This is a genomic window from Rhodococcus sp. NBC_00297 (assembly GCF_036173065.1).
GTDB lineage: Bacteria > Actinomycetota > Actinomycetes > Mycobacteriales > Mycobacteriaceae > Rhodococcoides.
Map to the genome: position 1 here is coordinate 4,067,008 of NZ_CP108041.1, position 21,546 is coordinate 4,088,553.

18 protein-coding genes are annotated in these 21,546 nt (G+C 69.7%); all 18 read left to right on the plus strand.

The features are described 5' to 3' along the window. Positions 1-127: 127 nt before the first annotated feature. The 18 genes from OG947_RS19220 to OG947_RS19305 all read left to right on the plus strand — a co-directional run bounded on the left by OG947_RS19220 (position 128) and on the right by OG947_RS19305 (position 21,521). Positions 128-1,708: a UDP-N-acetylmuramoyl-L-alanyl-D-glutamate--2,6-diaminopimelate ligase gene (locus OG947_RS19220; RefSeq protein ID WP_328812643.1), complete on the plus strand. Its 1,581-nt coding sequence runs from the start codon at positions 128-130 to the stop codon at positions 1,706-1,708. Next, positions 1,705-3,156 carry a UDP-N-acetylmuramoyl-tripeptide--D-alanyl-D-alanine ligase gene (locus OG947_RS19225; RefSeq protein ID WP_328812644.1) on the plus strand — a complete coding sequence of 484 codons (1,452 nt, stop codon included), beginning with the start codon at positions 1,705-1,707 and terminating at the stop codon, positions 3,154-3,156. The genes OG947_RS19220 and OG947_RS19225 overlap by 4 nt, the downstream gene beginning before the upstream one ends. Then, positions 3,153-4,232 carry a phospho-N-acetylmuramoyl-pentapeptide-transferase gene (gene mraY, locus OG947_RS19230; protein ID WP_027505847.1) on the plus strand — a complete coding sequence of 360 codons (1,080 nt, stop codon included), beginning with the start codon at positions 3,153-3,155 and terminating at the stop codon, positions 4,230-4,232. The genes OG947_RS19225 and mraY overlap by 4 nt, the downstream gene beginning before the upstream one ends. Before the next feature lie 7 nt (positions 4,233-4,239). Next, on the plus strand, positions 4,240-5,730 hold the full coding sequence (gene murD, locus OG947_RS19235; RefSeq protein WP_222645460.1) for a UDP-N-acetylmuramoyl-L-alanine--D-glutamate ligase: 1,491 nt from the start codon (positions 4,240-4,242) through the stop codon (positions 5,728-5,730). Beyond that, a complete protein-coding gene (gene ftsW, locus OG947_RS19240; protein ID WP_328812645.1) occupies positions 5,727-7,286 on the plus strand; it encodes a putative lipid II flippase FtsW in 1,560 nt (519 codons plus the stop codon). Before murD ends, ftsW begins: the two co-directional genes overlap by 4 nt. Further along, the gene (gene murG, locus OG947_RS19245; RefSeq protein WP_328812646.1) at positions 7,283-8,404 is read left to right on the plus strand and encodes an undecaprenyldiphospho-muramoylpentapeptide beta-N-acetylglucosaminyltransferase; all 1,122 of its coding nucleotides are present in this window, start codon (positions 7,283-7,285) and stop codon (positions 8,402-8,404) included. Before ftsW ends, murG begins: the two co-directional genes overlap by 4 nt. After that, on the plus strand, positions 8,401-9,876 hold the full coding sequence (gene murC, locus OG947_RS19250) for a UDP-N-acetylmuramate--L-alanine ligase (RefSeq protein WP_056445582.1): 1,476 nt from the start codon (positions 8,401-8,403) through the stop codon (positions 9,874-9,876). The genes murG and murC overlap by 4 nt, the downstream gene beginning before the upstream one ends. A 14-nt stretch (positions 9,877-9,890) precedes the next feature. After that, positions 9,891-10,682, plus strand: a complete 792-nt coding sequence (locus OG947_RS19255; RefSeq protein WP_082544518.1) for a cell division protein FtsQ/DivIB — start codon at positions 9,891-9,893, stop codon at positions 10,680-10,682. Positions 10,683-10,856: 174 nt separating this feature from the next. Continuing rightward, on the plus strand, positions 10,857-12,038 hold the full coding sequence (ftsZ, locus tag OG947_RS19260) for a cell division protein FtsZ (protein WP_027505852.1): 1,182 nt from the start codon (positions 10,857-10,859) through the stop codon (positions 12,036-12,038). Positions 12,039-12,040: 2 nt separating this feature from the next. After that, positions 12,041-12,766, plus strand: a complete 726-nt coding sequence (pgeF, locus tag OG947_RS19265; RefSeq protein ID WP_056446252.1) for a peptidoglycan editing factor PgeF — start codon at positions 12,041-12,043, stop codon at positions 12,764-12,766. Beyond that, a complete protein-coding gene (locus tag OG947_RS19270) occupies positions 12,763-13,488 on the plus strand; it encodes a YggS family pyridoxal phosphate-dependent enzyme (protein ID WP_328812648.1) in 726 nt (241 codons plus the stop codon). Before pgeF ends, OG947_RS19270 begins: the two co-directional genes overlap by 4 nt. Positions 13,489-13,569: 81 nt before the next feature. Beyond that, a complete protein-coding gene (locus OG947_RS19275) occupies positions 13,570-14,277 on the plus strand; it encodes a cell division protein SepF (protein WP_027505855.1) in 708 nt (235 codons plus the stop codon). 160 nt (positions 14,278-14,437) lie between these two features. Then, positions 14,438-14,716, plus strand: coding sequence for a YggT family protein (locus OG947_RS19280; RefSeq protein ID WP_027505856.1), 279 nt, complete (start codon positions 14,438-14,440; stop codon positions 14,714-14,716). A 216-nt stretch (positions 14,717-14,932) separates the two neighbouring features. Next, a complete protein-coding gene (gene wag31 / locus OG947_RS19285; RefSeq protein WP_027505857.1) occupies positions 14,933-15,793 on the plus strand; it encodes a DivIVA-like cell division protein Wag31 in 861 nt (286 codons plus the stop codon). A 65-nt stretch (positions 15,794-15,858) separates the two neighbouring features. Continuing rightward, complete coding sequence (locus OG947_RS19290; RefSeq protein ID WP_222630594.1) at positions 15,859-16,017, plus strand: hypothetical protein; 159 nt, start codon at positions 15,859-15,861, stop codon at positions 16,015-16,017. 244 nt (positions 16,018-16,261) lie between these two features. After that, positions 16,262-19,396 (plus strand): isoleucine--tRNA ligase, encoded by a 3,135-nt coding sequence (ileS, locus tag OG947_RS19295; protein ID WP_328812649.1) that lies wholly within the window; start codon positions 16,262-16,264, stop codon positions 19,394-19,396. Between the two features lie 55 nt (positions 19,397-19,451). Continuing rightward, positions 19,452-20,744, plus strand: coding sequence for a DNA polymerase IV (locus tag OG947_RS19300; RefSeq protein WP_442973136.1), 1,293 nt, complete (start codon positions 19,452-19,454; stop codon positions 20,742-20,744). Between the two features lie 138 nt (positions 20,745-20,882). Further along, positions 20,883-21,521 carry a hypothetical protein gene (locus OG947_RS19305; RefSeq protein WP_328812651.1) on the plus strand — a complete coding sequence of 213 codons (639 nt, stop codon included), beginning with the start codon at positions 20,883-20,885 and terminating at the stop codon, positions 21,519-21,521. Positions 21,522-21,546: the final 25 nt, after the last annotated feature.

A 21,546-nucleotide genomic window follows, 5' to 3' on the forward strand; every position in this document is an offset into this window, starting at 1 on the left:
CGGTAATCTGATGCGTCGGCCGCCGACCACCGGTCGGCGGCACTCGCATGTTCGGCGCCGAGGCAGTCACCGCACCGGCCCGAACACCCACCGTCCGCCCGTCACCACAGCAGAGGAGCGTCTCGAAGTGCCCAGCTCGACTCTCCGCCCGCAGCGGCCCACGGTCACGTCGGCGACCGAGCTGGCCGGAGAGATCGGTCTGCGCCACGGAGTGCTCGTCGACGGTGCGCTGGTCGACGCGACGGACGACGTCGGCGTCACGGGCATCGAACTGCGCGCGCAGAGCATCCTGGCGGGCGATCTCTTCGCGGCCCTGCCGGGCGCTCGGTCGCACGGCGCCGCCTTCGCGGGCGAGGCGCTCGAACGCGGAGCGGTCGCCGTGGTCACCGACGACGAGGGTGTGGCCCTCATGATCGGTTCCGGCGTGCCCGACGGCACTGCCGTCCTGGTGCATCCGCAGCCCCGCTCGATCCTCGGCACGCTGTCCGCGGCGGTGCACGATCGGCCGTCCGCCAAGATGACGGTCATCGGCATCACCGGCACCTCGGGGAAGACCACCACGTCCTATCTGGTGGAGGCGGCGCTGCGCGCTGCCGGACGCACTCCCGGGCTCATCGGCACCATCGAGACCCGTATCGGCACCGAACCGGTGCCGTCCGCGCTGACCACGCCCGAAGCTCCGAATCTGCACGCGATGTTCGCGGCGATGTACGAGCAGGGGGTGGACACGGTCGTCATGGAGGTGTCCTCCCACGCGCTGTCCCTCGGCCGGGTCGACGGCACCACCTTCGCGGTGGGCGCGTTCACGAACCTCTCGCAGGACCACCTCGACTTCCATCTCACCTTCGAGGACTACTTCGCGGCCAAGGCCCGGTTGTTCGCCGAGGACTCGCCGGTCCGCGCGGATCGCGCCGTCGTCTGCGTCGACGATTGGTGGGGCCGGCGCATGGCGGAGATCGCGGCGGCCGGTGGCCGAGCCGCCCCGCTCACCGTGGCGACCACGACCGAGGGGACGGCCTCCTGGTCGGTGACGTCCTGGTCGTCCGGGCCGGACGGCACCCAGCAGTTCGAGGTCGCCGCACGGGACACCGTCGTGTCGGCGTCACTCCGGATGCCGGGGCGCTACAACGTCGCCAACGCCGTGGTCGCCGCCGCCGTGTGCGCGGAGGTCGGGGTGGATCCGGCGGTCGCCCTCGCCGCGATGGCCGAGGTCGACGTGCCCGGCCGCATGCAGCGCGTCGAGCGTGGTCAGAACTTCCTGGCCGTCGTCGACTACGCCCACAAACCCGCCGCACTCGAGGCGGTGCTGGCCACTCTGCGCGCTCAGACCGACGGCCGCATCGCCGTCGTCGTCGGCGCCGGGGGAGACCGCGACGCCGAGAAGCGGCCGCTGATGGGCGAGGCCGCGGCGCGCGCCGCAGACCTGGTCGTCATCACCGACGACAACCCCAGATCCGAGGACCCGGCCGCCATCCGCGCGGCCGTTCGGCGAGGCGCCGACGCCGTCGGCGGTAGCGCCGAGGTGCGCGAGATCTCTCCGCGCGACGAGGCGATCCACGCCGTGGTGCAGTGGGCGACGGACGGCGACGTCGTCCTGATCGCCGGCAAGGGCCACGAGGTGGGGCAGGACGTCGGCGGCATCAAGTACCCCTTCGACGACCGCCGTGTGCTCGCCGACGCCCTCGACCGACAGAAAGGCTCGATGTGATCCGACTGTCCCTGTCCGCCGTCGCGGACATCGTGGAGGGCACACTGCACGACGTCCCCGATCCCTCCGTGGAGATCACCGCCGGCGTCGAGTTCGACTCCCGGAAGATCACCGAGGGCGGACTGTTCCTCGCTCTGCCCGGTGAGCGCGTGGACGGTCACGATCATGCCGCCGGTGCCGTCGCCGCCGGTGCCGTCGCGGTGCTCGCAGCGCGGCCGGTGGGCGTTCCCGCCATCGTCGTCGAGCACGAGGACGGACCCGGCGCGGCTGTTCTGGACGCACTCGGGAAGCTGGCCGCGGCGTCCGTCGCCGAACTGGCCGCCGGCGATCTCACCGTCGTCGGTGTCACCGGAAGCTCGGGGAAGACATCGACCAAGGATCTGATCCGCGCGGTGCTCGAGCGTGCGGGCACCGTGGTCGCACCGCCCGGCTCCTTCAACAACGAGCTCGGGCATCCCTGGACCGTGATGCGCGCGGACGCCTCGACACGGTTCCTCGTCCTCGAGCTGTCGGCGCGGGGACGCGGCCACATCGCCGCGCTGGCCGCGATCGCACCGCCGCGGATCGGTGTGGAACTCAACGTCGGCACCGCGCACCTCGGCGAGTTCGGCTCGCGCGAGAACATCGCCGAGGCCAAGTCCGAACTGGTACAAGCGCTTCCGGCTGCGGAGGCCGGTGGTCTGGCGATCCTCAACGCCGACGATCCGCTGGTGGCAGCGATGGCGTCGAAGACCACCGCTCGCGTCGTCACCTACGGGTCGGACACCAGTGCCGACGTCCACGCGCTGGACGTCCGCCTCGACGAGACCGCGCGCGCGTCGTTCACCATGGTCACGCCGTCGGGGAGCGCTCCGGTGTCGCTGCTGGTCCACGGCGAGCACCAGGTGGGCAACGCATTGGCGGCGGCGGCCGTCGGCCTGGACTGCGGCATGGACGTCGAGACCGTCGCGGCCGCGCTGTCGGGCGCGGAGGCCGCCTCGGCCCGGCGCATGGACGTGCGCACGCGCGCCGACGGCGTCACCGTCGTCAACGACTCCTACAACGCCAACCCGGATTCGGTACGCGCCGCGCTGAAGGCGCTCGTCACGATGGCGCGCAGTGGCCGCGACAGGGGTCGGCGGTCCTGGGCCGTGCTGGGTGAGATGGCCGAACTCGGCGACGAGTCGGTGATCGAGCACGATCGGATCGGGCGCCTCGCGGTGCGTCTGGCCGTCAGCAAGATCATCGTCGTGGGAACGGGTCGCCCGTCGCACGGCCTGTACCAGGGTGCCGTCATGGAAGGGTCCTGGGGCGAGGAGGCCCACCTGGTTCCCGATGCCGACGCCGCGATCGCGCTGCTGCGCGACGAGGTTGAGCCGGGTGACCTGGTGTTGGTGAAGGCGTCCCAGTCGGTGGGGCTGTGGACCGTCGCGGAGGCATTGCTGAGCGAGCAGGGGGAGACTCGGTGAGACAGATTCTGTTCGCGGGCGGTATCGCGCTGGCGGTGGCGATCCTGCTGACGCCCGTGTTGATCAAGGCGTTCTCGAAGCAGGGGTTCGGCCAGGAGATCCGGGTCGAGGGTCCTGCGAGCCATCAGTCCAAGCGCGGCACGCCCACCATGGGCGGCGTCGCGATCCTCGCCGGTCTGTGGGCCGGCTACTGGGGCTCGCACCTCATCGGCATCGGCTACGACGCGGACGGGCCGTCCGTGTCGGCGCTCCTGGTGCTGGGTCTGACGACGGTGCTGGGCGTGGTGGGCTTCCTCGACGACTTCATCAAGATCCGCAAGCAGCGCAACCTCGGACTGAACAAGACGGCCAAGCTGGTGGGTCAGCTGTTCGCCGCGGTGATCTTCGGTGTCCTCGCACTGCAGTTCAACGGTGCCGGCGGACTGACGCCGGGCAGCGTCCAGCTGAGCTACGTGCGCGACATCGCGACCGTCTCCATGGGCGGCATCGTCTTCATCCTGTTCTGCTACCTCCTCGTCAGTGCCTGGTCCAATGCGGTCAACCTGACCGACGGCCTCGACGGACTCGCGGCCGGATCGATGACCCTCGTGCTGGGTGCGTACACCGTCATCACGTTCTGGCAGTACCGGCAGGCGTGCACCACGAGTCCGGGACCCGGCTGCTACGACGTGCGTGATCCGCTCGACCTGGCCCTGATCTGTGCCGCTGCGGCGGGTGCGTGCATCGGCTTCCTGTGGTGGAACGCGGCGCCCGCCAAGATCTTCATGGGCGACACGGGCTCGCTCGCGCTCGGTGGCCTGCTCGCCGGCCTGTCCATCGTCACCCGGACCGAACTGCTGATGGTCGTCATCGGTGCGCTCTTCGTGGCCGAGGCCGCGTCCGTCGTGATCCAGGTGGCGGTCTTCCGGTCGAGTCGCCGACGAGTGTTCCGGATGGCCCCGTTCCATCACCACTTCGAGCTCGGAGGATGGGCCGAGACGACGGTGATCATCCGTTTCTGGTTGTTGGCCGCCATCTCGTCGGCCGTCGGACTGGCTCTGTTCTACAGCGAGTACCTCTCGGCGATCGGCGACTGACGTGGTGTTGCACGATCCCCGCGAACCCCTCACGTCACCGCTCGACCTCCGGGGTCGCCGGGTTCTCGTCGCCGGTGGCCGGGTGTCCGGCCGCGCCGTGATTCCCGCGCTGCTCGAGGTGGGAGCCTCGGTGACGGTGGCCGACTCAGACGCGTCGTCCCTCGAGGCCTGCGCCGATCTCGGGGTGGACACGGTGTCGATGGACGCGATCGCCACCGACCGCGACGCGGTGGCCGAGAGCGCCCTCGTCGTCACCAGCCCGGGATTTCGCCCCGATTCGCCGTTGCTCACCACCGCGCTCACGGTCGGCGTGCCGGTGTGGGGCGACATCGAGTTCTCCTGGCGTATCGATCAGGCCGAGGTCTACGGGCCGCCGCGCACCTGGTTGGTGGTCACCGGGACCAACGGCAAAACCACGACGACGTCGATGCTCGCGGCCGTCCTCGACGCGGCGGGCGTGGCGTCCGCGGCGTGCGGCAACATCGGCGTACCGGTCGTGGACGCGCTGCGACGCGACCCCCGGGCGGACGTGCTCGCCGTGGAACTGTCCTCCTTCCAATTGTTCTGGGCGCCGTCGGTGCGACCCGCGGCCGGAGTGGTGCTCAACATCGCCGAGGACCATCTCGACTGGCACGGCGGCATGGAGGCCTACGTCCAGGCGAAGCTCCAGGCGCTGCACGGCGACGTCGCCGTGGTGGGGCTGGACGACGCGATCGCGTCCACGCTGCGAGCGCGCGCCGCGGCTCCGATCACGGTCGGGTTCACTGCGCACGACCCTGCTGCCGGCGATGTCGGTGTCGTGGACGGCACGATCGTGGACCGTGCGTTCGGTGACGCCGAGTCGCTGGTGGAGACGGACGCCATCGAACCCGCAGGGCCCGCGGGACTGCAGGACGCGCTCGCCGCGGCGTCGCTCGCGCGCGCGGCCGGGGTCTCGGCCGAGCACATCGCGGCCGGTCTGCGGTCGTTCCGCGTCGGACCGCACCGCGCCGCCGTGGTGCGTGAGCTCGGTGGGGTGCTGTTCGTCGACGACTCGAAGGCCACCAATCCGCACGCCGCGAGGTCGTCGATCCTCGCGCACGAGCGCGTCGTGTGGCTCGCGGGCGGTCTGCTCAAGGGCGCGGAGGTCGACGATCTCGTCGCCGAGGTCGCCCCGCGGCTCGTCGGTGCCGTGGTGTTCGGCCAGGACGGCGACGTGATCGCGGCAGCACTCGGGCGACACGCGCCGGATGTGCCCGTGGATCGGGTGCCGTCGGGAGACGATGCTGGAGTGGCCGATGCGACTGATGTGACTGACGGTGACGAAGTGATGGCACAGGCGGTGCGAGCAGCCGCGCGCCGCGCCGAGCCGGGAACCACCGTGCTCCTGGCACCCTCGACCGCCTCGTTCGATCAGTTCCGGGACTACGGGCACCGCGGCGACAGCTTCGCCGCCGCCGCCGCGAGCCTCGGCCCGCACGATCTCGCTCCCACCGCCGACCACGGCACGCCGGCATGAGCCCGGCCCGCGGCGCCACGACACCCCCGTCGCGCGCCGGCGGACCCGTGACCGAGCCGGTCACCGCCGCCCGCCCCGGCCGTACGGCTCCGCGTCGACGACCCGTCCGCGCGAAGTTCGAGACATGGGTGGACCGGCCCCTCGCGTCCTTCCACCTCATCGTCACCGTGGCGGCACTGCTCACCATTCTCGGACTCGTCATGGTGCTGTCCGCGTCGTCCGTCGAGGCCTACGCCGAGGACGGTTCCGCGTACACGATGTTCACCCGGCAGGCCATCTTCACCGTGGTCGGCCTGGTGCTGTTCGTCGTGGCGCTGCGCCTCCCCATCCGGATCCTGCGCAAGATGTCGTTCCCGATGTTCGTGGTGTCGGTGATCCTGCTGGTGCTCGTGCTGATCCCCGGCATCGGAACGGTCGCGCAGGGCACCCGCGGATGGTTCACCATCGGCGGAGTCGGCCTCCAGCCGTCGGAGATCTCGAAGGTGACCTTCGCCGTGTGGGGCGCGCACCTGCTGGCGTCTCGCCGGGCGGAGCGTGCCGACCTCAAGGGTCTGCTGATTCCGCTGGTGCCCGCCGCGATGGTGATCTTCTTCCTCATCGTGATGCAGCCCGACCTCGGTACCACCGTGGCCCTGGGCATCATCCTCATGGCTCTGCTGTGGTTCGCGGGTCTGCCGGTCAAGGTGTTCGGATCGGTCGTCGGCGGCCTCTTCCTGGCGGCGGTGGTGCTCGCCCTGACGGCCGGGTACCGCTCCGCGCGTATCCAGCAGTGGCTGAACCCCGGCAGCGACCCGCAGGGCACCGGGTACCAGTCGCGGCAGGCGCTGTACTCCCTGGCCGACGGTGGGTTGTTCGGTCTCGGCCTGGGTCAGAGCCGAGCCAAGTGGAGCTATCTTCCCAACGCGCACAACGACTTCATCTTCGCGATCATCGGCGAGGAACTCGGCCTGGTCGGGTGCATCGCGGTCATCGGACTGTTCGGGCTGCTGGTCTTCACGGGCCTGCGCATCGCGGCGCGGGTACCCGATCCGTTCATGAAGATCCTGGTGGCGACGTTCACCGTCTGGATCCTCGCGCAGGCCGCCATCAACATCGGCTACGTCATCGGGCTCCTGCCCGTGACGGGACTGCAGTTGCCCCTGGTCTCCGCGGGCGGAACGTCCACCGCCATCACACTTCTGGTACTCGGGCTGCTCGCCAACATCTCGCGACACGAGCCCGAGGCGGTGGCCGCACTCGCGTCGGGTCACGACGGGAAGTTCGGCAGACTGCTCAGACTGCCGGTGCCCGAGCCCTACTCGCCGGTCAAGGCGTCGCAGGCGCGAGGCGGACCGCGTGGTCCGGGCCGACCGGGGGTGGCGGGACCCGCTGCGCGCCAGGCGTTGCCGCCACAGGCGCGACGACGCGAGTCCGAGTCCCGCGCGGCACGCCCCGCTCCCGAGCGACACACGTCCGGACGCCCGTCCGCGCGGGATACCCGACGGGGCGCCGCGGACATGGCACGCAGCGCCGCTGCCCGCGACGCACGATCACGAGAACGGAGACATCACCGGTGACAGGCTCTTCCGGCGTGTCCGTCGTCGTCGCTGGCGGCGGCACGGCGGGACACATCGAACCAGCTCTCGCAGTGGCCGACGCCCTGCGGGAGCTGGACCCGTCGATACGGGTGACGGCACTCGGAACCGAACGCGGGCTCGAGACGACGCTGGTACCCGCCCGCGGTTACGAGTTGGCACTCGTTCCGCCGGTGCCGTTGCCGCGCAAGCTGACCCGGTCGCTGTTCGCGTTGCCGGCGAACGTCGTGCGATCGGTCCGCACCACGCGTGCGGTCCTGCGCGACGTCGACGCCGACGTGGTGATCGGCTTCGGCGGGTACGTCGCGCTGCCGGCCTACCTCGCCGCACGCGGCACGGTGCCCGTGATCGTGCACGAGGCGAACGCGCGGGCCGGTATCGCGAACAAGGTGGGCGCCCGCCTGGCGACGAGAGTCCTCGCCGCCGTCGCCGGCTCCGGGATCCACGGCCGCGGGTCGTCGGAGGCCGAGATCGTGGGCATCCCCGTCCGGCCGACCATCACCGAGCTCGACCGGGCCGGACTGCGCGCCGAGGCGCGTGCGCACTTCGGACTGCCGCAGCACGGTCCCGTGCTGCTCGTGTTCGGTGGGTCGCAGGGCGCCCGATCGCTCAACCTCGCCGTGTCCGGCGCGTCGGCCGCGCTCGCGGCCGCCGGCGTGTCGGTGCTCCACGCGCACGGCCCGAAGAACACCCTCGACGTCGCCACGGCCGATCCGGACGCCCCGTACGTGGCGGTGCCGTACCTGACCCGCATGGACCTCGCCTACGCCGCCGCCGATGCCGTCGTGTGCCGGTCCGGCGCGATGACCGTCGCGGAGGTCTCGGCCGTCGGTCTGCCTGCCTTCTACGTACCCTTGCCCCATGGCAACGGGGAACAAGAGCTCAACGCGGGCCCGATCGTCGCGGCCGGCGGTGGTGTCGTGATCGCCGACGCCGACCTCACGCCGGAGTTCGTGGCCACCGACGTGGTGTCGCTGCTGACCGATCCCGATCGCGTGTCGGCCATGAGTGCGGCCGCCGCGGGCGCGGGTCATCGAGGCGCCGCCGCGGAGGTCGCGCGCATCGTTCTCGAGGTCGCCGGACGAGGTGGTCGGGCATGACGCGACACACCGTCGACGCGACCCTGCCGCCCGAACTGCAGCGCGTGCACATGGTCGGCATCGGGGGAGCGGGCATGTCGGGGATAGCCCGGATCCTGCTCTCGCGCGGTGGCCAGGTGTCGGGCTCCGACGCCAAGGAGAGTCGCGGCGTGAAGGCGCTGCGCGCCCGCGGTGCCCAGATACGGATCGGGCACGACGCGTCGGCGCTCGACATGCTCGAAGGCGGCCCGACGGCGTTGGTCACGACGCACGCGGCCATCCCGAAGACGAACCCGGAGCTGGTCGCGGCCGCCGAGCGTGGTGTGCCCGTCCTCCTGCGTCCGGCCGTGCTCGCCTCGCTGATGAAGGGTTTCCGCACCGTCCTGGTGTCGGGGACGCACGGCAAGACCTCCACCACGTCGATGCTCGTCGTCGCGCTGCAGCACTGCGGTGCGGATCCGTCCTTCGCCGTGGGCGGCGAGCTGAACGAAGCGGGTACCAACTCTCATCACGGCACCGGCGAGGTCTTCGTCGCGGAGGCGGACGAGAGCGACGGGTCGCTGCTGCAGTACGACCCCGACGTCATCGTCGTCACCAACGTGGAGGCGGATCACCTCGACTACTTCGGCAGCGAGGACGCCTACGTCCAGGTGTTCGACGACTTCGCCGCTCGTCTGTCCGCCGGCGGTGCCCTGGTGGTGTGCACGGACGACCCCGGGTCGCGGGAGCTGGCGCGTCGGGTCGCCGCGAAGGCGACCGACGGTGTGCGGGTTCTGACGTACGGCTCCGAGGACGCGCAGGTCGACGGCGCCGAGGTGTCCGCGACGCTGCTCGGGTGGGAGCCCGAGGACACCGGCGGCGTGGTGCAGTTCCGGCTGGCCGGCGAGGACCGTGCCCGCACCGTGCGCCTGGGTGTGCCCGGCCGGCACATGGCGCTGAACGCGCTGGCCGCCATCGTCGCCGCGCGCGAGACCGGGGCCGGAGTCGACGAGATCATCGAGGGGCTGGCCGGGTTCGCCGGTGTGCACCGACGGTTCCAGTTGCAGGGCCGTGAGCGCGGCGTGCGCGTGTTCGACGACTACGCCCACCATCCCACCGAGGTCCGCGCGGTGCTCGGTGCCGCGGCGGACCTGGTGCGCACCGCGGACACCGCGACCCCCGGTCGCGTGATCGTCGTGTTCCAGCCCCACCTGTACTCGCGCACGGTGACCTTCGCGGACCAGTTCGCGGCCGCCCTGGATCTGGCCGACGAGGTGGTCGTGCTCGACGTCTACGGCGCGCGCGAGGAGCCGGTTCCCGGTGTCAGCGGAGCGACGGTGGCCCGGTCGGTGACCAAGCCGGTGCACTACCAGCCCGATCTGTCCGCCGTGCCGCGTCAGGTGGCGCACCTGTGTGTCGCCGGCGACATCGTGGTGACGATGGGCGCGGGCGACGTGACCATGCTGGGAAGCCAGATCCTCGACGCTCTCCGCTCCACCCCGGCGCGGCGCTGAGTTCGGGACGTGACATGGCAGGACGACAGACCGTGAACGCGCGCGGTACCGGCCGCACCCGACCCGCGGCCACACCGCGTCGTGTCGGTGCGGAGCGGTCGACGCGGTCGCGCACGTCGACGCGGGCGCCGGCGCGCGAACCGCGTGTCGGTCGCCGCGGCAAGCTGTTGATCCTTCTCGCGCTCGTCGCCTCGGTCGCCTTCGTGGCGGTGTCGTACTTCGGTCCGCTGTGGGCGGTCTCCTCCGTGCAGGTGAACGGCAACGCCGCGGTCTCGCGCGAGCAGGTCGTGCAGACGCTGCAGGTCGCGGAGGGGACACCCCTGCCGAGAGTGGACACGGATGCTGCCGCGGCGCGGGTCGCCGCCATCCCGAAGGTCGCGTCGGTCCGGGTCCAGCGCGTGTACCCGTCCACGGTGCGGGTCACGGTCGAGGAGCGCGTTCCCGTCGTCTTCTTCGACGCGGCGGACGGTACCCATCTGATGGACGCCGAGGCCGTCGACTTCGCGGTGGAACCGCCCCCGCCCGGGGTGGTGCGCATGGTGGTGGCCAGCCCGTCCTTCGGCAACCTCGAGACCCGTGCGGCCCTGTCGGTGCTCACCGCGCTGCCCGGTCCGCTGCGATCGCAGGTGGCACAGATCGACGCGCCGACCATCTCGGCGGTGTCGTTGACGTTGTACGACGGCCGGGTCGTGGTGTGGGGGAGCAGTGAGGACACGGAGTACAAGGCGTCCATCGCTCTGCCACTGCTCACTCAGCCGGGTCAGACCTACGACGTGTCGAGTCCGGATCTGCCGACCATTCGGTGACGGTGACGTCCCACATAATTTTCCTGCGCGTGTCGGCGCGCCTAATGGAACCCGCCGAGCGGTGTCTCTAGCGTTTCACCCAGTCGATCACTTGACATAACTATGAACCTATGGTTCAGGTTGAGGGTTTGCCTCGACTGCATCATGCACACCAACCACGGAAGGCGAGAGCCCATGACGCCCCCGCACAACTACCTCGCCGTAATCAAGGTCGTCGGCATCGGCGGCGGCGGCGTCAACGCGGTCAACCGCATGATCGAGCAGGGACTCAAGGGAGTCGAGTTCATCGCGGTCAACACGGACGCGCAGGCGCTGCTCATGTCGGACGCCGACGTCAAGCTCGACGTCGGTCGCGAACTCACCCGAGGCCTCGGCGCGGGTGCCGATCCCGAGGTGGGCCGCAAGGCCGCCGAGGATCACAAGGACGAGATCGAAGAGGTGCTCAAGGGTGCCGACATGGTGTTCGTCACCGCGGGCGAGGGTGGCGGTACCGGCACCGGTGGAGCCCCCGTCGTCGCGAGCATCGCGCGCAAGCTCGGCGCCCTCACCGTCGGTGTGGTGACGCGGCCCTTCTCCTTCGAGGGCAAGCGACGCGGCGGTCAGGCCGACGTCGGCATCCAGGGTCTGCGCGAGTCGTGCGACACCCTCATCGTCATCCCGAACGACCGGCTGCTGCAGCTCGGCGACGCGGCCGTCAGCCTCATGGACGCGTTCCGCTCCGCCGACGAGGTGCTGCTCAACGGTGTCCAGGGCATCACCGACCTCATCACCACTCCCGGCCTCATCAACGTGGACTTCGCCGACGTCAAGGGCGTCATGTCCGGTGCGGGCAGCGCCCTCATGGGCATCGGGTCCTCGCGCGGCGAGGGGCGCGCCATCAAGGCGGCCGAGTCGGCCATCAACTCGCCGTTGCTCGAGGCGTCCATGGAGGGTGCACGCGGAGTGCTCCTCTCCATCGCCGGCGGATCCGATCTCGGTCTGTTCGAGATCAACGAAGCGGCATCGCTGGTGCAGGAGGCCGCGCACATCGACGCCAACATCATCTTCGGCACCGTGATCGACGATTCGCTGGGCGACGAGGTGCGCGTCACCGTCATCGCCGCCGGTTTCGACGGCAGCGGTCCGGCCCGTCGCCCCATCGAGGCACCGCAGAGTCAGTCTCGCGGCGCCACCGTGGGAACGGCCCGCGCGGGCGAGACGCGTACCGAGGACGACGGTCCCGCCGTCTTCCGCGACGCGCCGTCCTCGTCTCTTCCCCCCATCGGCGAGCGCGCCGCGCGTGCCACCGGACATCCCGTCCGGGTGGAGGACGAGGGCGACGACGACGTGGACGTGCCCTCCTTCATGCGTCGGTGAGCATCTCCGACCGCGGCTACCGTGTCCGGCGCGTGACGACGTCACGCGCCGGAGGCGTGTCCGAACCGCCCTACGATTCCTTCAATCTCGGTGATCACGTCGGTGACGACCCGGCGCACGTGGAGGCCAATCGGCGTCGTCTCGCCGAGAAGATCGGTCTGTCTCCCGAGCGTCTCGTGTGGATGGACCAGATACACGGTCGATCCGTCGCGACGGTGGACGGACCGGTCGCCGGACCGGTCGAGGCCACCGACGCCCTCGTCACCACCCAGCGCGACCTCGCGCTCGTCGTCCTGGCCGCCGACTGCGTGCCGCTCCTGTTGTCCGACGATGCCGCGGGCGTCGTCGCCGCCGTTCACGCCGGCCGCGTCGGTGCTCGGATCGGCATCGTCCCGCGCGTTCTCGACGCCATGGTGGCCGCGGGCGCCGCCGTCTCCCGGATCGAGGCGTTCCTCGGCCCGGCGGCCGGGGGAGACGACTACGAGGTGCCGCGCACCATGCAGATCGACGTCGAGACCCACCTGCCGGGCAGTGCGACGCGTACTCGCAAGGGCACACCCGGTCTCGACATCCGGGCGGGCCTGCGTCGCCAGTTGCTCGAGGCCGGCGTCGCCGGAGTGGCCGCGGATCCGCGCGAGACCATCACGGACCGTTCGCTGTTCAGCCACCGCCGGGGGTCGCCCACGGGGCGGCACGCCGGTGTCGTGTGGATGGACACGACCTCGTGACCGCGCCGGACGATCGGCGGACGTATCTCGAGGACCATCTCGCCGAGGTCCGCGATCGGCTGTCGCGCGCCTGTGCGGCCGCGGATCGCGCACCCGATTCCGTGACCCTGCTTCCCGTCACCAAGTTCTTCCCGGCCTCCGACGTCGCACTGCTGCGCGAGCTCGGGTGCACCGAGTTCGGCGAGTCGCGCGAGCAGGACGCGTCTCCCAAGGTCGCCGAGATCGGCACCGACGGTGTGCGCTGGCACATGATCGGCCGCCTGCAGCGCAACAAGGCGAAAGCTGTTGCCGCCTGGGCACATGCGATCCACTCGGTGGACACCGACCGTCTGGTCACCGCACTCGGCAAGGCGGTCGCGGGTGCGGTGGACAACGGTGACAGGACTGCGGATCTGGACGTCTACGTGCAGGTGAGTCTGGACGGTGACACGCATCGCGGAGGCGTGGACCGCGAAGACCTGGAGGCACTCACCGCGCAGGTGTCCGAGACCTCGGGTCTGCGACTCGCCGGGCTCATGGCGGTGCCCCCGTTGGGTGCGGACGCCGAGGCGTCGTTCGAGGATCTGCAGCGTCTTCACACGCAGGTCCTCGCCTCGCATCCGGGCGCGACCGGACTCTCGGCCGGGATGACGGGCGACCTGGAAGAGGCTGTCCGACACGGGTCCACGTGTGTGCGTGTCGGAACCGCAATCCTCGGTCCACGGCCGATAACCTCGCCTTGACGACATGAACACCATCGTCACCATGGACTTACTCCAGTCACACGAGTACCAGCCACACCGCCACGCCAGGAAGGTCGACCGATGAGCACGTTGCACAAGTTCAAGGCTTACTTCGGCATGGTCCCACTCGACGATTTCGAGGACGACTACCTCGACGACACGGATGCGCCCGTCGCATCCCGGTCGTCGCGTGGCGGATACGGAAAATCGATGGACGACCATGACTACGCCGATCGCGACTACGCCGAGCCGGCGTTCGTCGGTGGTCGCCGGGACGAGGACGACGACTACGAGCGTCCCGAGCCCCGGCACAGTGCTCGGGTGGCGCCGCTGTCGTCGCGCTCCGGTGGCGGATCCCGCTCCGGCGGCGCGATGCGCACCTCCACCCGCGGCGCCCTCGCGATGGACACTCGCATGGACCCGCACTCGGAGCTGCGTCGCAGCGAGCCCCGTCACGCCGAACCGCGCGTGTCCGACCGCCGTCAGGCCGCACTCGACGACGGGGGCCCCATGTCGACCATCACCACGCTGCGTCCGCGCGACTACAGCGAGGCGCGCACGATCGGCGAGCGCTTCCGTGACGGCACGCCCGTCATCATGGATCTGGTCGAGATGAGCAACGCCGACGCCAAGCGCCTCGTCGACTTCGCCGCGGGCCTCGCGTTCGCGTTGCGTGGTTCGTTCGACAAGGTCGCCACGAAGGTGTTCCTGCTCTCACCGGCCGACGTCGACGTCTCCGCCGAAGAGCGTCGCCGGATCGCCGAGACGGGTTTCTACAACCAGCAGTGACGTCTCACACGGCGCGGTGGGCCGGTCTCGCGGTGCGAGATGGCCTCCCCGTGTCGCGAGATGGCCTCCCCGTGTCGCGAGATGGCATTGTGGTGTCGTGCGTGATCAGAAAGTTGTGTCGGTGTCGGTCTCTCCTGCGTCTCGCAGGACGGTGAGCTGAGTGTTCGCGGTCCTGTACTTCATCCTCTTCGTCTTCTGGCTGTTGCTCATCGGCCGGATCATCGTCGAGTTCATCCGTTCGTTCGCACGTGACTGGCGTCCGACGGGTGTGGTCGTGGTCGTACTCGAAGCGATCTTCACGGTCACCGATCCGCCGGTCAAGCTGCTGCGGCGCATCATCCCGCCACTGAATCTGGGCGGTGTCCGGCTCGACCTGTCCATCATGGTGCTGCTCTTCATCGTCTTCATCCTGATGCGCGTGGTGCAGGGCGTCGGCTGACGGTGAGTTCCGTCGACGGCGACAGTGTCCCGTGTGACAGAATGTTGCTCGAAGGTGCACGATGAGTGACCATTGCTCTTTGTGCGATATAACTGAATGTCCTGGTTGCCCCCACTACGGCAGCCGGGTGCCACTGCCACTGTTGATCGAACGAATGCTCGCGTACATCGCTTGTCGATGCTCCACCGCTCTCGAGACGCGTGAAGGGACCCTTCCATGCCGCTGACTCCCGCCGATGTGCACAACGTCGCGTTCAGCAAGCCGCCCATCGGTAAGCGCGGATACAACGAGGACGAGGTCGATGCATTTCTCGATCTCGTCGAACAGGAGCTGTCGCGCCTGATCGAGGAGAATGCCGACCTGCGTCAGCGGGTCGGAGAGCTCGATCAGGATCTCGCCGAGGCCAAGAGCTCGGCAGCGTCGCGTCAGAGCACCCCTGCCCCCGCGCCTGCTCCCACCCCCGCACCGGCACCGCGTCCGGAGCCCGCCAAGCCGGCACCGGTCGTCCAGGCCGCTCCGGCACCGGCTCCTGCCCCCGCCGCGGCGTCGTCCGCCGGCGATTCGAACATGCAGGCTGCGAAGATCCTGGGTCTCGCCCAGGAGATGGCCGATCGCCTCACCGGCGACGCGAAGACCGAGTCCGAGCAGCTGCTCGGGAGCGCTCGCGCCAACTCGGACCGTCTGGTCAGCGAGGCGCAGAGCCGCGCCGAGTCCCTCGTCTCCGAGGCTCGCCAGAAGGCCGACGCGCTGCTGTCCGACGCACAGACGCGCTCGGAGACACAGCTGCGCCAGGCCAAGGAGAAGGCCGACGCGCTCGAGAGCGATGCCGAGCGCAAGCACACCGAGATCATGGCGACCATCAACCAGCAGCGTTCGGTCCTCGAGGAGCGCATCGAGCGCCTCAAGACGTTCGAGCGCGAGTACCGGGTCCGCCTCAAGTCCTACCTCGAGTCGCAGCTGCAGGAACTCGACCAGCGTTCGTCCGCACTGCCGGTCGACAGTGGTCAGGATCCGTTCAGCAAGGACAACGGCCAGTCGTCGAACTTCGGACAGTCGTACGCCAAGGGCAACAACTGATCCGTCCTCGTCGAGGCTGTTCCGGGGGGAACCAGCGGGGGGATCGAGGGTGAACGGATGAGTGCGTGCTTGTTCTGACGCTGGTTCTGGCGGGCGTCGGGTTCGCGTTACTCGTCGTCTCGCTCGTCACGGGATCCGTGGTGTGGGCCTGGGCCTGCATCGCGGTGTGTCTCGTGGGTGCGGTCCTCTTGCTCGCCGGTGCCCTCGTGGGCCGGCGGCGGTAGACTTCCTCACGTCGAAGTACAAGTAGTTCAGCGACGATCCGGCCATCACCGGGGAGCTGTCCGGAAGAACGGTCTCGGCCCGCACGGGTCGGTGCTCAGTAGAACCGGACGGGTCGAGCCCGTCACAGCTCGATCGGAGAGTGGGTCGCCTCGGCGGCCAAGCGGGGTGGTACCGCGGCTTCCGGCGCAGAGTGCCGGTCGTCGTCCCCGTGCCGCATCGAACGGGCACAGGAGCACCGCAGCCATGACCACCACCGACGACACCTCGACACCCGACGCCGGGTACCCCCGCGTCCGCTACGCCTCGGAGTCCGGCAGTCCCGATTTCCCGGCTCTCGAGCAGCAGGTCCTCGCGCACTGGGACGCGGACGGCACGTTCCGAGCCAGCGTCGACGCGCGTGCCGACGCCGACGAGTTCGTCTTCTACGACGGGCCGCCCTTCGCCAACGGCCTCCCGCACTACGGCCATCTCCTCACGGGCTACGTGAAGGACCTGATCCCGCGTTTCCAGACCATGCGCGGGCGCAAGGTGGAGCGACGGTTCGGCTGGGACTGTCACGGTCTCCCCGCCGAGCTCGAGGCGGAGAAGCAGCTCGGTATCACCGACAAGAGCCAGATCGACACGATGGGTCTAGCGGAGTTCAACGCGTACTGCAAGCAGTCCGTTCTGCGGTACACCGGCGAGTGGCGCGACTATGTCACGCGCCAGGCGCGGTGGGTCGACTTCGACAACGACTACAAGACGCTCGACCTGGACTTCATGGAGTCGGTCATGTGGGCGTTCAAGGAACTGCACGACAAGGGCCTGGTGTACCAGGGCTTCCGTGTGCTGCCCTACAGCTGGTACGAGCAGACGCCGCTGTCGAACCAGGAGACCAGGCTCGACGACGCCTACAAGATGCGTCAGGACCCAGCGGTCACGGTGCGGATGACGTTGAGCGCGCCCGGCTCCCCGCTCGACGGTGCGGACGCACTGATCTGGACCACCACCCCGTGGACCGTGCCGTCCAACCTGGCGATGGCCGTACGCCCCGACATCGACTACGTGCAGATCGAGGACGGCGCGGGCGGCCGTGTCGTGCTCGCCCGAGATCGGGTGTCGCACTACGCCCGTGAGTTCGGCGACGAGCCCGTTGTGGTGTCCGAACACACCGGTGCCGATCTGATCGGTCTCGCCTACGCGCCGCCGTTCGATTTCTTCCTCGGTCACGAGAACAGTCACCGTGTGCTGTCGGCCGACTACGTGACCACCGACTCCGGTACCGGAATCGTCCACCTCGCACCGGCTTTCGGTGAGGAGGACATGGACGTAGCGACGGCCAACGGTATCGAGGTGGTGCAGCCGCTCGACGCCGGCGGCAAGTTCACCGCGATGGTGCCGCCGTACGAGGGTCTGATGATCTTCGATGCCAACCCGGTGATCATCAAGGACCTCAAGGCGTCGGGAAAGCTGGTGCGGCACGAGACCATCGAGCACTCGTACCCGCACAGCTGGCGTTCGGGTCAGCCGCTGATCTACATGGCGGTGCCGTCGTGGTTCGTCTCCGTCACCAGTTTCCGCGACCGGATGGTCGAGCTGAACCAGGACATCACGTGGGTGCCCGAGCACATCCGCGACGGCCAGTTCGGCAAGTGGCTCGAAGGCGCGCGTGACTGGAACATCAGCCGGAACCGCTACTGGGGCAGCCCCATCCCGGTGTGGGTGTCGGACGACCCCGCGTACCCGCGCACCGACGTGTACGGCAGTCTCGACCAGATCGAGGCGGACTTCGGCGTCCGTCCGACCGACCTGCACCGGCCGTTCATCGACGAGCTGACCCGTCCCAACCCGGACGACCCCACGGGCAGGTCCGTCATGCGTCGAGTCCCCGAGGTACTGGACTGCTGGTTCGAGTCGGGCTCGATGCCGTTCGCCCAGGTGCACTACCCGTTCGAGAACGCCGAGTGGTTCTCCACGCACAACCCGGGCGACTTCATCGTGGAGTACAACGGTCAGACGCGTGGGTGGTTCTACACCCTCCACGTCCTGGCGACGGCGCTGTTCGACCGGCCCGCCTTCCGGACGGTCGCCGCACACGGCATCGTGCTGGGCGAGGACGGGCTCAAGATGAGCAAGTCCAAGGGCAACTACCCGGACGTCAACGAGGTGTTCGACCGCGACGGCTCCGATGCCATGCGGTGGTTCCTCATGTCGTCCCCGATCCTGCGGGGCGGCAACCTGATCGTCACCGAGCAGGGCATCCGCGAGGGTGTGCGGCAGGCACTGCTGCCGATGTGGAACGCGTGGAGTTTCCTGCAGCTGTACGCGTCGAAGCCGGGGACGTGGCGGACCGATTCCACCAACGTGCTCGATCGCTACATCCTGGCCAAGTTGGCCGAGACCACGCGCGTCATCACCGAGGCGTTGGAGGCGGTCGACATCGCGGGGGCGTGCGACGAGTTGCGTCAGTTCTGCGACGCGCTGACCAACTGGTATGTGCGGCGCTCGCGTCAGCGCTTCTGGAACGAGGACGCCGACGCGATCGACACTCTGCACACGGTGCTCGAGGTGCTCACCCGCGTCGCGGCCCCGATGCTCCCGCTCGTCAGCGAGGTCGTCTGGCGGGGACTCACCGGTGGGCGCTCCGTGCATCTCGCGGACTGGCCGGTGGTCGGTACCGAGTTGCCGGCCGATCCCGAGCTGGTCGCGGCGATGGACGAGGTCCGCACCGTCTGCGGCGCGGCACTGTCGCTGCGCAAGGCGAAGAACCTGCGCGTCCGCCTGCCGCTGCAGGAGCTCACCGTCGCCGCCGACGACGCCGAGCGGCTGCGCCCGTTCGCGGACCTCATCGCCGACGAGGTGAACGTCAAGCGTGTCGATCTCACCGAGAACGTCGACGTGCACGGCCGTTTCGAGCTCGTCGTCAACGCCCGCGTGGCCGGTCCGCGTCTGGGCAAGCAGGTGCAGGCGGTCATCAAGGCGGTCAAGGCAGGGGAGTGGAGCGAGACCGACGGCGTCGTCACGGCGGCAGGTCTCGAGCTGCTGCCCGAGGAGTTCACCCGGCGCCTGGTCGCGGCGGAACCGGAGTCGACGGCGGCGCTCCCGGGCAATGCCGGGCTGGTCGTGCTCGACTCGGAGGTGACCGAGGAGCTCGAGGCCGAGGGGTGGGCCAAGGATCGCATCCGCGAGTTCCAGGACGCCCGACGCTCCGCGGGTCTGGACGTGTCCGACCGCATCGCGGTGACGGTCGACGTTCCCGCCGAGCGCCGGTCCTGGTTCGACACGCACCGCGATCTCATCGCCGGCGAGATCCTGGCCACCGATCTGCAGGTCGGCGATCCGGGTTCGGCCGCAGTCGATCTCGGCGACGGAGTGCGGGCATCGCTGGTGAAGGCCTGACGGTGTGAGCGGCGGGTCGGCCGAGCGCAGCAGACGCTGGGTGTTGCATCTCGACATGGACGCGTTCTTCGCGTCGGTCGAGCAGCTCACCCGGCCGACGCTGCGGGGCCGACCCGTGCTCGTCGGCGGTGGCGGTGGTCGAGGCGTCGTGGCGGGATGTAGCTACGAGGCACGCGTGTTCGGTGCCCGGTCGGCGATGCCGATGCACCAGGCTCGACGACTCGTCGGATCCGGTGCGGTGGTGGTGCCGCCCCGCGGCAAGGTCTACTCGGCTCTCTCCACCGTCGTCTTCGACACCGTGCGGCGCGTCGTGCCGGTGATCGAACAGCTCTCGCTCGACGAGGCGTTCGGTGAGCCCGCGGAGTTGGCGGGAGCGACCGTCGCCGAGGTGGAGGAGTTCTGCGCCGCGCTGCGTGCGTCAGTCCTGGACGCGTCCGGGCTCGTCGCCTCCATCGGAGCAGGAGCGGGCAAGCAGATCGCGAAGATCGGCTCGGGTCTCGCGAAGCCGGACGGCATCCGGGTGGTCTCTCCGGCGGACCAGGCCGCCCTCCTCGAGACTCTGCCGGTGCGGAAGTTGTGGGGCATCGGGCCGGTGGCCGAGGACAAGCTCCGCCGACTGGGAGTGCACACGGTCGGTGCGTTCGCCGCGATGCCGGAGGCGGAGGCCGCGTCCGTACTCGGTTCCGCCGTCGGCCCCAGCCTGCACCGTCTCGCACGTGGTCTCGACGATCGACCCGTGGCGGAACGCGCCGAGTCCAAACAGGTCAGTGCCGAGACCACCTTCGCCACCGACATTGTCGACATGGCCGGGTTGCGATCCGCCATCGTCGCCAGCGCGGAGGCCGCCCACACCCGATTGACGAAGGACGGGCGGGCGGCCCGCACCGTCGTCCTCAAGCTCCGCAAGTCCGACATGAGCATCGTGACCCGTTCGGCCACACTGCCGTACGCGACGGTCGATCTGGCGACGATCGTGGCCACCGCGCAGCGGCAGGCTCTCGATCCGCGCGAGCTCGGCAGTATCCGACTCGTGGGCGTGGGCCTCGCCGGGCTGTCGACGGTCCGGCAGGATTCGCTGTTCCCCGAACTCGACCAGGAGGGCCTCGACGTCGACTCCTCGGTCACCGCGGCCGAGCCCGCGCCGGTCGTCACGAGCGACGTCCTGCTCTGGCGGCCGGGGCTCGACGTCCGACACGACGAGTACGGCCACGGGTGGGTGCAGGGCGCAGGGCACGACGTGGTGACCGTGCGGTTCGAGACGCGGAGCACGGGCCCCGGGGTGGCGCGGACCTTCTCCGGAGACGACGAGCACCTCGCGGTGGCGGATCCGATGGACAGTCTGGCCTGAGGCTCACCGATCGAGTCCTGTGACCCATCCGCGGGGCGCGCACCGCCGAATACGCGTGACTGCGGCGTCTGTCGCCGCACCCGTACGACGAGGAGTGCCCGTGCCCGGCACCGAGTTCACGCTGCGAGCCTCGCTCCCATGGTGAGCGATCAGCGGCACCCGCTCGCGGGTCTGCGCGGAGCCGAGTGGGTCGCCGTCTGTGCAGATCTCCTGCACGCGGACGGAGCGACCGCGGTACTCACCTCCACGCACGCCCCGGACAGCAGGCGCGTGCTGTACCCGACCACCCACGTTGCCGTGCAGCTGGCGGATCTGCAGTACCTCCTGGGCGAGGGACCCCACGCGGAGACGATGGCGGACGGTCGGATGCACAGCGTGTCGGTCGACTCGGCGGCGGATTGCGCGCGATGGCCCCTGCTGGTCGACTGTCTCATCGAGTCGGGAGTGCGATGGGTCCGGACCGTCGCGCTCGGAGCGAACAGCCGGGTCGGCACCCTGCAGTGCCACGGACGCGGTCCCCTCGGCACACCCGACGAGAGGGCCGTCGCGGCGGTGGGCAGACTCGCCGATGTGCTGGGCGACGAACTGGTCACCTCCGGCCTGGCAGGCGTACCGGCGGATCCGGGCGGTGAGTGCGACCTGATCGACGAGGCCATCGGTGTCCTGGCCGGTCGTCACCGGATCGACGCGCCCGCGGCGTCGGCGGTGCTGCGAGCGGCGGCGTTCGCGGCGGATCGCACGGTGGCCCTCCAGGCCCGAGCCGTTCTCGGCGTCTGAGCGGTGTGTCGGCAGCATCTGTCGA

What these genes read in the sequence shown, in the direction of transcription:
- OG947_RS19300 (WP_442973136.1), top strand. Translation starts at nt 19,452, where the DNA reads ATGGACGCGTTCTTCGCGTCGGTCGAGCAGCTCACCCGGCCGACGCTG.
- murC (WP_056445582.1), top strand. Translation starts at nt 8,401, where the DNA reads ATGACGCGACACACCGTCGACGCGACCCTGCCGCCCGAACTGCAGCGC.
- OG947_RS19305 (WP_328812651.1), top strand. Translation starts at nt 20,883, where the DNA reads ATGGTGAGCGATCAGCGGCACCCGCTCGCGGGTCTGCGCGGAGCCGAG.
- ileS (WP_328812649.1), top strand. Translation starts at nt 16,262, where the DNA reads ATGACCACCACCGACGACACCTCGACACCCGACGCCGGGTACCCCCGC.
- ftsW (WP_328812645.1), top strand. Translation starts at nt 5,727, where the DNA reads ATGAGCCCGGCCCGCGGCGCCACGACACCCCCGTCGCGCGCCGGCGGA.
- OG947_RS19275 (WP_027505855.1), top strand. Translation starts at nt 13,570, where the DNA reads ATGAGCACGTTGCACAAGTTCAAGGCTTACTTCGGCATGGTCCCACTC.
- ftsZ (WP_027505852.1), top strand. Translation starts at nt 10,857, where the DNA reads ATGACGCCCCCGCACAACTACCTCGCCGTAATCAAGGTCGTCGGCATC.
- wag31 (WP_027505857.1), top strand. Translation starts at nt 14,933, where the DNA reads ATGCCGCTGACTCCCGCCGATGTGCACAACGTCGCGTTCAGCAAGCCG.
- OG947_RS19255 (WP_082544518.1), top strand. Translation starts at nt 9,891, where the DNA reads ATGGCAGGACGACAGACCGTGAACGCGCGCGGTACCGGCCGCACCCGA.